Source organism: Vulcanococcus sp. Clear-D1, assembly GCF_014654725.1.
Classification (GTDB): domain Bacteria; phylum Cyanobacteriota; class Cyanobacteriia; order PCC-6307; family Cyanobiaceae; genus Vulcanococcus.
In genome coordinates this window covers 149,068-161,767 of the sequence record NZ_JACVZV010000024.1, presented here as the reverse complement: position 1 = coordinate 161,767, position 12,700 = coordinate 149,068, and the positions used below count along the sequence as shown (strand labels likewise).

Annotated in this window: 14 protein-coding genes and 1 pseudogene; 6 read left to right on the top strand and 9 right to left on the bottom strand. The window is 57.2% G+C overall.

The genetic code is table 11. The features are described from left to right. Positions 1–13 precede the first annotated feature (13 nt). The 5 genes and pseudogenes from H9532_RS10190 to H9532_RS10170 all read right to left on the bottom strand — a co-directional run. Positions 14–331, bottom strand: a complete 318-nt coding sequence (locus tag H9532_RS10190) for a hypothetical protein (RefSeq protein ID WP_296368018.1) — start codon at positions 329–331, stop codon at positions 14–16. Between the two features lie 148 nt (positions 332–479). After that, the gene (locus H9532_RS10185) at positions 480–1,163 is read right to left on the bottom strand and encodes a hypothetical protein (RefSeq protein WP_296368016.1); all 684 of its coding nucleotides are present in this window, start codon (positions 1,161–1,163) and stop codon (positions 480–482) included. A 54-nt stretch (positions 1,164–1,217) separates the two neighbouring features. Then, a complete protein-coding gene (locus H9532_RS10180; RefSeq protein WP_296368014.1) occupies positions 1,218–1,958 on the bottom strand; it encodes a hypothetical protein in 741 nt (246 codons plus the stop codon). A 48-nt stretch (positions 1,959–2,006) separates the two neighbouring features. After that, the gene (locus tag H9532_RS10175; protein ID WP_296368012.1) at positions 2,007–2,723 is read right to left on the bottom strand and encodes a hypothetical protein; all 717 of its coding nucleotides are present in this window, start codon (positions 2,721–2,723) and stop codon (positions 2,007–2,009) included. 2,211 nt (positions 2,724–4,934) lie between these two features. After that, positions 4,935–5,078: pseudogene (locus H9532_RS10170) on the bottom strand (AbrB family transcriptional regulator); the annotation flags it as partial. An 853-nt stretch (positions 5,079–5,931) separates the two neighbouring features. Between H9532_RS10170 and H9532_RS10165 the strand changes: the two are divergent. The 5 genes from H9532_RS10165 to H9532_RS10145 are packed head-to-tail and all read left to right on the top strand — an operon-like array spanning position 5,932 to position 9,555. Next, entirely contained in the window at positions 5,932–6,576 is a 645-nt protein-coding gene (locus tag H9532_RS10165) for a hypothetical protein (RefSeq protein WP_296368010.1), read from the top strand. Between the two features lie 8 nt (positions 6,577–6,584). Further along, positions 6,585–7,436 (top strand): Mov34/MPN/PAD-1 family protein, encoded by an 852-nt coding sequence (locus tag H9532_RS10160; protein ID WP_296368006.1) that lies wholly within the window; start codon positions 6,585–6,587, stop codon positions 7,434–7,436. Further along, a complete protein-coding gene (locus H9532_RS10155; RefSeq protein WP_296368004.1) occupies positions 7,426–8,532 on the top strand; it encodes a ThiF family adenylyltransferase in 1,107 nt (368 codons plus the stop codon). The genes H9532_RS10160 and H9532_RS10155 overlap by 11 nt, the downstream gene beginning before the upstream one ends. Positions 8,533–8,545: 13 nt before the next feature. Beyond that, positions 8,546–8,785, top strand: coding sequence for a hypothetical protein (locus H9532_RS10150; RefSeq protein WP_296368001.1), 240 nt, complete (start codon positions 8,546–8,548; stop codon positions 8,783–8,785). Continuing rightward, positions 8,782–9,555, top strand: coding sequence for a hypothetical protein (locus tag H9532_RS10145; RefSeq protein ID WP_296367999.1), 774 nt, complete (start codon positions 8,782–8,784; stop codon positions 9,553–9,555). Before H9532_RS10150 ends, H9532_RS10145 begins: the two co-directional genes overlap by 4 nt. On the opposite strand, the gene H9532_RS10140 is transcribed toward H9532_RS10145, so the two are convergent. The 4 genes from H9532_RS10140 to H9532_RS10125 form a co-directional block, all read right to left on the bottom strand. After that, positions 9,543–10,205: a helix-turn-helix transcriptional regulator gene (locus H9532_RS10140; RefSeq protein ID WP_296367997.1), complete on the bottom strand. Its 663-nt coding sequence runs from the start codon at positions 10,203–10,205 to the stop codon at positions 9,543–9,545. The two genes, H9532_RS10145 and H9532_RS10140, sit on opposite strands and share 13 nt — an antisense overlap. A 204-nt stretch (positions 10,206–10,409) precedes the next feature. Continuing rightward, complete coding sequence (locus tag H9532_RS10135) at positions 10,410–10,682, bottom strand: hypothetical protein (protein WP_296367995.1); 273 nt, start codon at positions 10,680–10,682, stop codon at positions 10,410–10,412. A gap of 119 nt (positions 10,683–10,801) precedes the next feature. After that, on the bottom strand, positions 10,802–11,224 hold the full coding sequence (locus H9532_RS10130; RefSeq protein ID WP_296367992.1) for a hypothetical protein: 423 nt from the start codon (positions 11,222–11,224) through the stop codon (positions 10,802–10,804). Next, positions 11,224–11,556: a hypothetical protein gene (locus H9532_RS10125; RefSeq protein WP_296367991.1), complete on the bottom strand. Its 333-nt coding sequence runs from the start codon at positions 11,554–11,556 to the stop codon at positions 11,224–11,226. The genes H9532_RS10130 and H9532_RS10125 overlap by 1 nt, the downstream gene beginning before the upstream one ends. A gap of 121 nt (positions 11,557–11,677) precedes the next feature. On the opposite strand from H9532_RS10125, the gene H9532_RS10120 reads away from it, so the two are divergent. Continuing rightward, positions 11,678–12,646 carry an integron integrase gene (locus H9532_RS10120; RefSeq protein WP_296367990.1) on the top strand — a complete coding sequence of 323 codons (969 nt, stop codon included), beginning with the start codon at positions 11,678–11,680 and terminating at the stop codon, positions 12,644–12,646. Positions 12,647–12,700: the final 54 nt, after the last annotated feature.

Below are 12,700 nucleotides of genomic sequence, written 5' to 3'. Positions count from 1 at the left end.
CGGCAGACCATATTCAGCTCTCACCAGGATCGGGTTTGCAGTTGGCCACTTCGATGGCTTCAATTTGGGCTTGAATCTGGCTGAGCCGTGTGGTGTCCTGAAGCCATAGCAAGGCGGAGGGAATATCCCCATCCTGAAATCGCCGGGCAGTGGTCCGGAGATGCCAGTCGTGCATAAAGCTGACGAGCTCGATGAGAAGTCGTTTGTGGAAGCCCTCATCGAACAGTTCTTCATCGTCTGTATCCAGAAGCGAATCAACCAACTGCTTTTGCCGCAGGGTGTAGCCACTGATTCTCCTCATTTCTGATTGGCGGTCACTAAACCGCTTCATCAGCTCATCAGGGCTGTTGGGGGTTGAATCGGGTTGCAAGGACGCATTCGCAGGGAGCCATACCATGACTCGTATGGGCGCATGAGCGTGTCGTGCTCGCGCGAACAACCAGCGAGCGGCTACTACAAACTATCAATACAGGGCATTGCTAGGCCATTGCTTGATCACAGCTGGATGGAATAAACAAACACATACGAATGGAAACCCTGGCTCCACTGAGTCGACTCTTCTTAAAGTATGAGCTAGCTCCCAGCAAGCGTGTCTCAGATGGCATCATGCATTCTCCATAGGTCGAACATTCATCGAGCACTCTTCCATTCTGACCTTTGACACTGCCTTCGATCTTGATCCTGGGTGTATGGAGGCTCGTAGTATTGCGGACCAGCGCCTTGATTTCGACCATGATGTCACCATCGTCATCTGGCAGACCCGCGCTCACTGAAATTCCTTGCACCACAAAACCCTCGTCCAGAACAAGTGAGTCATTAGTGCCAGTGACGCAACCATGGAGAATATCAAATTCGCCGATATCTTTATAGACGCAACGACAGCCAACAGTATTCAGAAGTAGCCGGAGAGACTGACTAGCTGCAACATCCTTGAAGTAACTGCTACTGGCGTTTAGTACGACAGTACCGGCAGATTCAACGAGATCCTCGTGCTCATCCGTCGACGATGTAATCACTAAACCGTTGCTTGTGAGCACATGAAACCCTGAGAGGATGAGCTCTTGCGCCTCCTTGGATTCATTCTTGTATGTGAATGAGGCTTCTGCCCTCATATCACCGTCGCTATCGGGCTCGGAAACGTTGAAATCCTGAATTGAAAGCATCGTGTTCTCCTGAACAGTCTGAGATGTAAATAAAGCGTTGAATCAGGACAGGGGCTAAGACGAATAAACGACGTCGATCGCGCAACAAGCATTGGCTTTGCCTTGGATGCTGAACGCAGTTGCATCTGTTGCAATTGATAAACCCTTCATACGGTTTGCCTTAATGGAGTAGAACGAAACCTCTACAACCTTCCTTTCGCCTGGTGCAATTACTTCATATGTAGACTGATCATCGATTTCCCGACCACCAGCTGCAATTGCTCTCGCCTTGAATGTAAATCGAGGCACTTGATGCATCGAAGAATTGTAGACAAGAGCGCGCAGCTCGATGCGTACATCTCCATCGTCATCTGCAGGTTTCACCCCTACGGCGAGGGATTCAACAATGACATCAGAACCCAAGGGTATGGCATGATTCCAACCATAGAGTCCAGGGAGTCCATCACCCAGGCCTACAGCAGGCAACTGGGCGAAGTCAGCCTTGCAGCCAAGAATCTCAATGTCGATATTTGCCTTTGAGGAATCGCCGAAAGCCGTGGCTTTAAAATACCCGCTATCCAGATCTATTTTCAGCTCTTCTCCTGGCTCTAAGGAGTCTTCTCGTTCGTCCTTCGATGAGGAAACGACCGCTCCGTCACTGCCACGTAAAACTTGCTGTGTTATGAATAGTTCAAGAACTTGATCCTTGTTCGTCTTGACAATAATGTTTCCCTCTAAACGAGTATCTCCATCACTGTCAGGCTCTCGCAAAGAGGACCGTTCGACGGTTGCACTCAGTGAATGTTCAAGTGTCATGGCTCGAAATGTGCTTAGTTTGGGTGCGATGGCGGAGTTGGTGTGGTCTCAGCGATCAAGTTGCAAATCGCTTATCTGAATTGATGTTGGTAAAAGTGGCGTATAGCCACGAAATGTCGCGCTGATAGCGGCGTCCTTTAGTTGTGACGATTTACTGTAGAGGCTGTCATTGATAAGAGCAGGAATACCATCGAATAACATCCGGTCGTCTCTGCTTTCCGTGTCATTAAGTGGCCGTCCAGAATAGTTGTAAGTTTGCAACTTGATTACCGCACGGTGGATTGTTTTGCCAGTGTTATTTTCAATCCAGACGTTGGCTTCAATGGTTACATCGCCGTCCCTGTCATCGCGGCGGCGATGGCAGGACCATCTCTTTACGGTGAGGTTCTCGGACGAGATTTCCTCATTACACTCAGAGAGCGCGCCAGGTTGATTGGGAATACTCAGTCTGCCTAGGTCTATGAACGTGCAGGCCATTGGAACGATTGTGATCGTTAAGCGAGCATCAGTGACATTCTTTTGTGGATAGAGAATCCGATAGCTTGAAATTGAAAAGCGACCAGTTTCGCCAGGTTGAATTAACTCTTCGATGTCTTCCTCGGCTTCGCCTAACGGAATGCCTTCGGGATCTGTCACAAGCATCCTCACATGTAACAGCTCAATTGTCATTTCGCCTTCATTCTTGTAGCTCAATGAAGCCTCAAATCTTGCATCTCCATCGCTATCTGGTTGTGTTGCCTTGGCGGCTAGCAGCGTAATTGTCATGAATCAGTCCTCCAGTGAAAGGTCCCTTGTTACTATTGTGCTATTGTCAACTGCCGCAAAAGCCTTCAAGCTAAATTGAAGCTTTGCCGAGTTAATTCTATTCTCTTTCACGCCCCAGAATGAGTCCTCAAGAACAATCTGGCTGTTGGGATGTATTTCCTCCTGAGAATATGTGTCATCCAGCTCGCGGCCACTCGCACTCATAAGCTTTGTTGACAGGACTGCCCGTGGGAATGACAGGTCCGTTTTGTTTCTCACGAGGGCCTTGATCCTTATGCAACATTCACCCTCATCAGGTGGTTCTGCTGTAATCGTGATTGCCTCAACAACGAGTCTGTTACTGTCTTGATCGGAAGGCTCTAACGTGGTTGCCCTGCCACTAGCTGGACACTCGATTTCACCCAGCTCAACAAAGCTGCATGAGCATGCCGTTACTTGAAGCATTAACTGCGCAGAACTGGCATCACCATCAAGCTCCTTGACGGATGTTCCCCATGTGCTCGATGTAGCGCTGATGCTTTCACCACTCTCAGCCATGTCCTCTGACTCATCTTGCGTCGTTGCCACAACAAGTCCGGATGGGTGGAGAACAAAGAGGCGTGACAACAGTAGCTCTATTGTCTGATCAGACTGATTGATAACGCTGTATCCGACTTCGTACCTGGTATCACCATCCTCGTCAGGAGAGCTGTATCTTGCAGATTTGATTGCAAGATCGAAATTATTGCTGGTCGCGTTCTCCATGACCTTGGCTGGTAGCGATCCTGCACGATCAGCAGGCCCAGGAGTGCCAGATGCCTGTTCTTCAAGCCCTCTCTGTCCGCTCGTCCGTTGGCTTACATCCGCTTCAGTTGGCTTTGGCTTACTACCAACACACCATGACAACTCTTGGTTGCCAAGGGGATGGAAGGATTTGAATGAAACATGAGCCTTTGCTCCCTCAAGCCTTGATGGTTTGATCCCCCAAAGGCTGGTGTCTAAGCAAACAGTGCTCGAAGGAGAAACTTTATCGCTCCATTCCGTTGACTCAATCTCCCTGCCATTCCTGTCTTGAATTCGAATCGAAACAACGAGCTTGCTGAGTGCGGATTTGCTTCCACTCGTAACTAGTCCCTTGAACTCAAGTTGGCAATTCCCTTCATCGTCAGGCTTTGATCTAAGAATAGAGAAGCCTTGCAGTTGAATTTCTGGTTGAACTTCAATCTTCTCAGGGATTCCTGAGATTTCTCCAGAAGTAGGAATTTCAACTACTGGTAATTCGGTAAACCTGCAGCCGCAGGGAGTAAGCTGCACCAAGACTTGAGTCTCAGAGGCGGGTGATCCTGCGATTTGCGATGCCTTGAAATAGCCGCTGTAAAGGCTGATAACCTCAGTTGATCCATTGGTAATCAGTAGATCATGCTCGTCTTCCCGTTCGAGTAGGGGAAGGCCGCTGGCGGTGAGAACGACAAGCTTGCTTCCAACAAGTTCAACGTCTTCATCGGAGTGACTTTCTAGGCTCAGTTCCAAATCAATACTGATGTCGCCATCGTCATCTGGCTTGCTGATTTTCGATTTGATGACACTTAGTGAAAATGCGCCAGCGCTGTTGTTGATGCCTAGCGGCTTTGATTCCGACTTTGTTAGCGCAGTCTCTCCTTGCTCAGTTTGCCTGAGGTCTTCACTTGTGCTTGCTCCTGTATAGTCAAGATCCGAGTTGTCATCATCTTCTCCGTCTTCGTCTTCGCTTAGATAGTCTGCGAATGCCTCGATATCTAGATCAGCACTCTTTAGGCGTTTGGCAACGTGATTGATGCATCTGTAGTAAATATCATCAAGCAATGATTCAACTTCTTCTCCGTTGCCCTCGCTGGTATCGACGGCGTAAATGGCTTCTGGATACTCGTCTATACATCTTTGAACAGCGTTGAGTTGCACTTGGTTCAGGAATTCTTCGTAAATGTCCTCTTCATGCATGATGTAATGGATAAGCCCTTGGAGGCTCATGTCATAAGAGCCATCGACCGAATCCAGATAGAATTTGCCGTATCCGTAGTCGGGCCTGACCTTGTATGAGCCATCCGAGTCAAAGTCGTCGATATTCTCATCAACAATCTCGTCCAAGTAGGTAATGACTTTCGCTGCTATTTCCTCCGCACTGGGAAGACTGTCATCATCGCTGCCTCGGTTGGACTCAGATATGCTTTCATTAGTTTCGACTTGACTGCTTGATGATCCAAGTGAAGCGCCCTTGGCCTCAAGAAGCGCCTCGTAGAAAGCGGTAAAATTCAAACGTTCGCCTCCGTCTGCCTTGGTTGAGACATAGCCACAGGCTCGAACCAGATCTGACTTTCCAATATCGCCAAGCTCCCGAATCCTATTTAGAAGCTCGTTGCCCGCAAGCGGTGTCTGTGCTTGCGTCTGTACGGCTGGTGGTGCTGTATCTGGATCTGGTGCAGGCGGTGCAGTTATGCCTGGTTCAATGGCTGCTCTTGTGGCTGGGCCGGTTGCCGCCGAATTTGTGCCCCGAAGGACGCCCCTATCGGTGACCAGCACCCAAGCCACAGGCAGCAACGCCAGGATCAAGGCCCCCTGACCGCCGCTCTTCCCGGTTAAGGCCAGCAACGCCGCTCCAACGAGCAGAGCGAGAGCAACCCAGTTGCTGCGTCTCCAGCCTGCAAACGGAGATGTGGAGAAGGATTCCAGGCGCTGCAGGAGGGGCCCGCCAAAGGCCACCGCCAGCACTAGAACCAGGGTCCACGGTTTGATCAGCAGGCCCAGGAACAGCAGTGCAAGGCTGGTGACCGAGGCCAGGCGGTGATCAGTCCAGAACCGTTTCAGGAGAGCGGACACGCGCGTGTTGCAGTCAGACGATCAAGCTAGCAGCGTTAGTCTTTAGGGGCAGACACCCGCCGCTCTCGGCTATTCGCTGAGCGCATACTTTCTGCTGCGAGAAAATTCGTCTGTGCTTTCTCGCTGTACTCCCTGCTCTCACTGCATCCCAGATGCTCACGGTCGTTCTTGCCTGTTTGACGTCGCTCGCCGTTGGCTTGACGCTTCTCAGTTGGCTCGGACGGCTCAGAGCATTCCTGCAGGGTGCGCGTCTGGCGCAGGCCTTCACCGCGGAACTGCGCCGTCGCGGGTTATTCCCCGCAGCCGTCGTTCGCACGTGAGCTCGCTCCTGGTTGGCTGAGCGGGCCAAGCATGGCGGCAGCCCAGCGCACACGCCATGACCACCGCCGTCAAAGACGCCGCCGCCGCCCGCCGTCAGCAGCTCGCCGCCCAGCTCCTGCGCGGTGAGGAGGTGATGGTGACCCAGCAGGGCGCCATTCGCCCACTCAGTGACCGTGGCGATTCCGAAGTGGCGATCACGGTTCCGCAGGGCAAGCTCGCTGCTCCCTCCCTCTATTGGTACGAGCGCGATCCGGAGCTGTTTCAAGCTGAGCTGGAGGCGATGAACCACTTCTTCCCTCAGTTCCGGCCGGATCGACTGGCGGACGGGCGGATGTCGTGGCTCGGATCCCTGGTGAGCGACATCCCCGGCAGCCGCCGCATCTGGCACCTGCAATTGGTCTACGACCACGACCATCCCCACGGGGATGACTACGGCGGCTCGATCAGCGTGTTCCCAATTGAGCCTGACCTCGCTGCGCTGCGCGAGCAGCTCGACGAACCCATCCCCCACACCCTGCGCCACGGCGACAACGGTCCCTTGAGCATCTGCACCGTGGCGGCCGATGCGTTCCGCCATGGCCGTGACCACAGCAGCACCGCCGCCAGCGCCCTGGCCTGGGCCTCGAAATGGATTGCTGCTTTTGAACTGTGGATGCTCGGAGATCTGAGCACCGATCAGTTCGCTGGCCACAGCATCTGAGCCAGGTGATGCAACACACCCAACCCGGAGCGCCGCAGGAGGTGCTCTTCAGCCGACGGGCGCTCGCCGCGATCTGCGCCGAAACGCTGGAACACCATCCCCTGGAAACGGGCGGCATCCTGCTTGGCCATTGGCATCAACGCCGTTGGCAGGTGCTGGAGGCCATTGACCCCGGCCCCGGTGCCCGTTGCACGGCGACAACCTTTGAATACGACTGCGCCTATGTGGATCACCTGGCGAGCAAGCTCGCGCGTCAGTACCGCCAGCCGCTTCAGCTCATTGGCCTGTGGCATCGCCACCCAGGCAGCTTCGATCGCTTCTCCGCCGAGGACGACCTCACCAACCAGCGCTTCGCAGACCTCAACCCCCATGGGGCGCTCTCGTGCCTGGTGAATCTCGATCCGGCCTTCCGTCTCACGGCGTTCCACGTCCCGCCCGATCTGAGCTACGTGCGCCTGCCCTTGGTGGTGGGTGATGCGCTGATCGACAGCGCCTTGCGTGAGCCAATCCAGGTTTCTGACCTGGAGCCAGAACGGCTGGCGGATCAAGCCCTGGCGATGGAGCTGCAGCAGCTGATGGCACGGATCCCTCGCGTGCACTCCGCGTTGCTGCCGGCTCTGGCTGATGCTTTTGAACCTGTCCTCTCGGCCTTGGAGGCACAGGAGGGCTGGCGCTACGGCTTGCGCGCCTGCGGCCGCGTGCTCCAAGTGGCGCTCGTGGAGGCATGGGGCCCGCGCCGTCAGCTCTGGGAGTTGAGCTTGAGCCGTTCAGGTCAGCTCCAGGCCCTGCGTGAGGACGGCTGGTCACTCAGCGCCAGCGCTTTTGTCGGGCAGTTGCAGGAGGTGGCCCGTGTCCACTGAGCGCTTCCACCAGCCCCTCACGGTTTGGTTCCCGGCGGACCTTGATCCCCACTGCGCCGGAGCCGATCTGCACGGCTTCTTCCATGCGGAGACCGCTCAGGTGGTGGTGCTCCAGCCCGGCGCTGCGGTGGCTGGCTCCCGCAACCTGAGCCAGAGCACACCAAGGCTGCAAGCCCGCTTCGATGAGCAGGGATGGGATTTCCAGGCCGATGGCTGGCGTTGTGATGCCCGCCCCTACAACCTCGATAGGGATCTGTTCTCCCGCCATCGCGGCCTGCTCAACACCGCGTCTATGGACTCGTGCGGGGTGATTGTTTGCGGCTGCGGGTCAGTGGGCAGCCTCGCCGCGCTGGATCTGGCCCGCAGTGGCGTGGGTCGGTTCCTGCTGGTGGATGAAGACCTGCTCTCGATTGAAAATCTGTGCCGTCATCAATGCGGCCTGGCGGATGTGGGCCGCCGCAAGGTGGATGCGGTGGCGGATCGCATCCGCCAGATCAACCCCATGGCGGTGGTGCAGGTCGCGGCGATGCCGCTCGAGCAGCTGGATCCGGCCGTGGTGGCTGCGTTCAGTGACACTGGCACCTTGATGCTCGCCTGCGCCGATAGCCGCCGCGCAGATCGCTATGCCGCACGGCTGGCGGCGCGGCTGCGGCTGCCGTTCCTATCCATCGGTCTGTGGGAGAAGGCCTTCGCTGGAGAACTCTTCTATTGGCACCCCGATCAGCCGATGCCTTGCTACAGCTGCGCCCTCGAGGGCCTGGACCAGGCAATGCCGAATCGCCCTCAACCTCAACGCCGCTTCTACAGCACCGAAACCGATCTGGAAGCCCAGACCTTTCAACCCGGCCTGGCGATTGACATCGCTCATGTCACCCAGATCGGTCTGAAGTTGGCGCTCGATCTGCTCAATCGCAACGTCCCCACGTACGTGCCGCGGCTATTGGGCCGGCTCAGCCAATACACGCTGATCTGCAACACCAACGATCAACGCATCGGCGGTGAGGCGGCCGAGATCTTTTCGCATCCCCTGCAGGTGACCACCTCCATCCAGGTGGGCTACGCCAACACCAGCCGCACCTGCCCCTGCTGCGCCTGAGGAGAGAGCCACGATGCCGTTCAACGACAAGGGTGAATTCATCCGTGCCAAACAGGGCGCCGCTGGATCCGCAACGCTCGCTAAAGCACCCGCTGCTTCCTTGAGCAGCCGAGATCTTTACGCCGCTGCCAAGGCCATGGGCGTTCTGCTGGCCGTGGCGGCGCTGATCTGGGTTGTAGTGCTGCTTCGGGAGTGGATCGCCATTGGTGTGATCTGTTGGCTGATTCAGACCGTCCGCTCGTGGCTGCAATGAGTAACCCCATCAGGCGCTCGCGCATCCACTGGGTGGCCCTGGCGTTGGGCGCCCTGGTTAGCGGTGTGATCACACCCGCCCAGGCCGCGGATGGCTACTGGCTGGATCAATACAAAGCCTTGCTCTACCTGGCGAGTTTTCAGCTCGATCGCGAATTGGAGCAGATGCAGCGACAGGGGGCTGAGGTTGTGATGGTGCATGCCGACAGCCTTCCCGATCCGCTGCTGCGGTGGATCGCCTGGAGGGCGCGCCGCGCCCAGCTGCAACCGGTGGCCTGGATTCAGCGGCCGACAGCGGCCAACCTGCGCCGGGTTGGTGCCGTGAGCGGCTATCAGGCGCTGCAGGTGGATGACCATTACTTCGCTGATCCACCGCTGCCGATTGAACGGCTCAAAACCCAACTGGCCGGCCGATCGCTCTGGTGTTCGTTCCAGCCCGGGCAGTTCTCCTGGCGCGCTGCCCAGGCCTGTGACCACGTGGACCTGCAGCTCTACCGCCAGAGTTGCAACGCCACGGTGGATGCTGTTTACAGGCTTGGGATTGCGGGTGCTCGCGATTCCGCAGTCGCGGTGTATCACGACGGATCCGACACCGATGACCAACGCCTGGCTTGCCTGCGAGAGCGGGTGCGCTCCAGCGGCAATCGCCTGTTTGTGTTCAAGTGGAAGAACCCTGAGCACTGGCTCTCGCCGATCACCGGAAGGCTCTGGCAGGGGCTGTCGCGGTTGCGCTCCTGGGGATCTCGATCGGGACCGGCTCAACCCGGTTGATCCAGACCATGGCTTCGGGTGATCGGTTCACCGTCGTCCCCCAACAGAAAGCACCGTTGCGATCCACTCACCTGCATCCAGGCCCCGCTGCTGCGGCTGTCAAAGCTCACGGGTCTGCGGCATGGGTTGAGCCCGTACTCGTCGAACCAGGTGCGTTCGCGCCGGGTCCAGCTCAGGAAACCCTTGGCCCTGAAGCGCTTGAGCTCAGCAGCCGCCCACTCTTCAGCGCGTGCCCGCGCCCAGGCGTTGTCCTCAGCGGTCTCACGAGGGGTGCAGAACGCCTGCGGCACCTCCCTCACGCCATAGACAGCAGGGATGTAGCGGATGGTGAGGAACGGATCGATCGGCTCATCAGCCCAGGTCTCCCAGGCCCGGCGATCCAGCTCCAGTTGCCGGTTGGCTTCCGCCTGATCGAGGTCCAGGCAGCGGCGAAGCTCGTCGGGATCGGGCTGCAGTTCTCTGATCAGGGCCTGCAGCCAGTGATCACTCAGCGGCTCACCGAGCTCAAAGCTGCGGATCAGGCTGCCCACCTTGGAGGGATTGCTGGTGCCGAGTGCAACAGCGAGCTGACCGGGCCGCAGGCCGCGCTGTTGGCGCAACAACTGGAGATGGCGCGAGAGATGGGTACTCCGCCGAACCGTGGTCGACATGGTGCATTGGGATGGCGTTCCTGCTCATCAACCCCTCGGGGTTCCAGGATTGACCACCTTGCCCAGCAGGAACGGACGGCAGGTTGGTGACCGGCAATCCCCTGGAGGATTGGCGCCGATGCTCGGGATGAACGGAGCGAGCTCCAGATCGAAATTAACGGGCTCTTGATCCTTGATCACAAGAATCAAGTGAGGGTGCCTGGATCAATCCCTGGGCTGGTGTGTGGATGACCGCGTGATCCCCTGTCGCCGTTGCCGCCAGAGGGACTCGGCGCCATAGATCACCAGAAACTGCGACAATAGGAACCAGACGCCCTCGAACCCAACGTTGATGCGATGGCGAAGTTCTTCATGGGGACGCTGCGCTGCCACGGCCTGCTCTAAAGCGATGTAGTCCTTGATGGACCAGGCCCCGAAGTAGATGCAGAAGGCAATGCCCTGAACCAGGATGAGCGTACGAAAAGCGTTACGGAACATGAGCTTGTTGATGAGGTCTCGAATGAATCTCTGCGGCCTAAGTGAAGATCACAATGAAGATGAACACCCCAACCATGAGTGCAAATCGTTTGATGGCTTTCCCCATGGCTGAATCGAGATTAGGCGACTGATTCTGCAACGTAGATTGTCTTGCGCGAAGAACCGAAACGGCAGTCCGCATCAACCTCCTCATTGAGTTGCTGCAATAAACGACGAGCCTGTGGGCTATGGCGTTGTGCGTACACCAGGTGCGCTCGGCTGAGGTTGCAGGTGGTCGTTGCTGCATCAGCGGCCAGGTGCTCCGAGAAGAACTCAAGGTGTGCCTGGGCGTAATCGCTGCACTGATCGGTGCCGCTGATCTGGCCATCACGGATGGATCGCCAACAAGAGGTCACAGCCCACTGCTCCTGATGGTCCTGCCCGAGGCCATCCGGTTCCGATGGCGAGCTGGCCAATAGCCACAGGAACCAGCCAACCCCGGCGACAAGCGTTGTACCAGTGGCCGTGACGAGGACCACGGCCAGCTTTTTCCAAGGCTTCATCAGCTGTTCTGGTGCTTAACGACGCAGTACCGCTCATCAAACCGCTGAACTGCGGCACGGGCCTCAGCCGCAGGAAGGATGGACTTTGCCAAGTCGAGCGCGGCGGCCTGATTGAGGCAGGCCGCATCAGCGACCCCAAAGAGGGCCAGGGTTAACGGGTTAGCCCGCACAGCGTCGTAATCGATCCCTGCTTTGAGATCAGCATTGAGTGTGTTGATCCAGCTGCGGCGTGCGACCTCGGCATCGCCGCCGGCCCGGACGGATACCGGGATAGAGAGCGCAGCAGCCAGGGCACAACCCCCGCCAAGGAGAACCAGTCGGATCGACGCCATGGGTGGGTGTTGAAACAACCCGCTCACACTCGATCAGTTCAAGCACTTTGGTTGCGGTCTTCGTGCGAAGGACGGCGCCGACGCCAGCGGGGGAATGCTCTGAGGAGACCCTCCCAAGACCATGGCCCAACAAGGCCCCAACCTGCTTGCTGTGTACCGGGAAGCCCTGGCGACGCGGCTCTACACCAGGAGAACCATTGGCACCTATGAGCGTTGGCTTAGACGGTTCCTGCGTTTTCACCAATTGCGCCATCCACGGGAGATGGGCAGTGCTGAGATCACTGCCTTCCTGACTCACCTGGCCGTCGACGAGCAGGTGAGTGCCTCCACCCAGAACCAGGCGCTCTCGGCATTGTTGTTCCTCTACAAGCAGGTGCTCGAGATCGATCCAGGCGATCTCGATGGTGTCGTTCGCGCCCGTCGTCCGAAGCGATTGCCAGTGGTCCTGAGCGTTGTGGAGGTTCGCGCCGTGTTGCAGCAGCTGGAGGTGCCGGCCTCACTGGTGTGTGGCTTGCTCTATGGAGGAGGACTCCGCCTGATGGAGGCCTTGCGGTTGCGTGTGCAGGATCTCGATTTCGCGGGCCACCAGGTGGTGATCCGTGGCGGGAAGGGCAATAAAGATCGCGTCACGGTCTTTCCGCAAAATCTGATGGAGCCCCTCCACAGGCACCTGCAGGAGGTGCGCCGCCTCCATCGCCAGGATCTCGCCGCTGGATGGGGTCAGGTGCCATTGCCCGGAGCGCTGGGCCGGAAGTACACCAGTGCCTCGCGGGAGTGGGTATGGCAATGGGCCTTTCCCCAAGTCACCCGCTGGCGCAACCGCGAGAGTGGTGAGCAGGGGAGACACCATCTCGCCCCATCCGTGATTCAGCGTGCCGTCCGGGTAGCCGTCAGAAGCGCTGGAATCACCAAGCCAGCGAGCTGCCATACATTCAGGCACTGTTTTGCCACTCACCTACTGGAACGTGGATCCGACATCCGCACCATTCAGGAGTTACTCGGACATAGTGATGTGAAGACCACGATGATCTATACCCACGTGCTCAACCGCGGTCCAGCGGGCGTCACCAGCCCTGTTGATCTTCTTTGAAGCAGCTTCTGCGGGTCCGTAGAACATTCTCAACCCATAGAGAAAAGCCCTGCC

Bases quoted from the DNA above. Each gene is read 5' to 3' on its own strand.
- H9532_RS10130 (WP_296367992.1), bottom strand. From the start codon at position 11,224: ATGAAGCCTTGGAAAAAGCTGGCCGTGGTCCTCGTCACGGCCACTGGT.
- H9532_RS10140 (WP_296367997.1), bottom strand. From the start codon at position 10,205: ATGTCGACCACGGTTCGGCGGAGTACCCATCTCTCGCGCCATCTCCAG.
- H9532_RS10125 (WP_296367991.1), bottom strand. From the start codon at position 11,556: ATGGCGTCGATCCGACTGGTTCTCCTTGGCGGGGGTTGTGCCCTGGCT.
- H9532_RS10135 (WP_296367995.1), bottom strand. From the start codon at position 10,682: ATGTTCCGTAACGCTTTTCGTACGCTCATCCTGGTTCAGGGCATTGCC.
- H9532_RS10185 (WP_296368016.1), bottom strand. From the start codon at position 1,163: ATGCTTTCAATTCAGGATTTCAACGTTTCCGAGCCCGATAGCGACGGT.
- H9532_RS10145 (WP_296367999.1), top strand. From the start codon at position 8,782: ATGAGTAACCCCATCAGGCGCTCGCGCATCCACTGGGTGGCCCTGGCG.
- H9532_RS10190 (WP_296368018.1), bottom strand. From the start codon at position 331: ATGAAGCGGTTTAGTGACCGCCAATCAGAAATGAGGAGAATCAGTGGC.
- H9532_RS10120 (WP_296367990.1), top strand. From the start codon at position 11,678: ATGGCCCAACAAGGCCCCAACCTGCTTGCTGTGTACCGGGAAGCCCTG.
- H9532_RS10175 (WP_296368012.1), bottom strand. From the start codon at position 2,723: ATGACAATTACGCTGCTAGCCGCCAAGGCAACACAACCAGATAGCGAT.
- H9532_RS10165 (WP_296368010.1), top strand. From the start codon at position 5,932: ATGACCACCGCCGTCAAAGACGCCGCCGCCGCCCGCCGTCAGCAGCTC.
- H9532_RS10180 (WP_296368014.1), bottom strand. From the start codon at position 1,958: ATGACACTTGAACATTCACTGAGTGCAACCGTCGAACGGTCCTCTTTG.
- H9532_RS10160 (WP_296368006.1), top strand. From the start codon at position 6,585: ATGCAACACACCCAACCCGGAGCGCCGCAGGAGGTGCTCTTCAGCCGA.
- H9532_RS10150 (WP_296368001.1), top strand. From the start codon at position 8,546: ATGCCGTTCAACGACAAGGGTGAATTCATCCGTGCCAAACAGGGCGCC.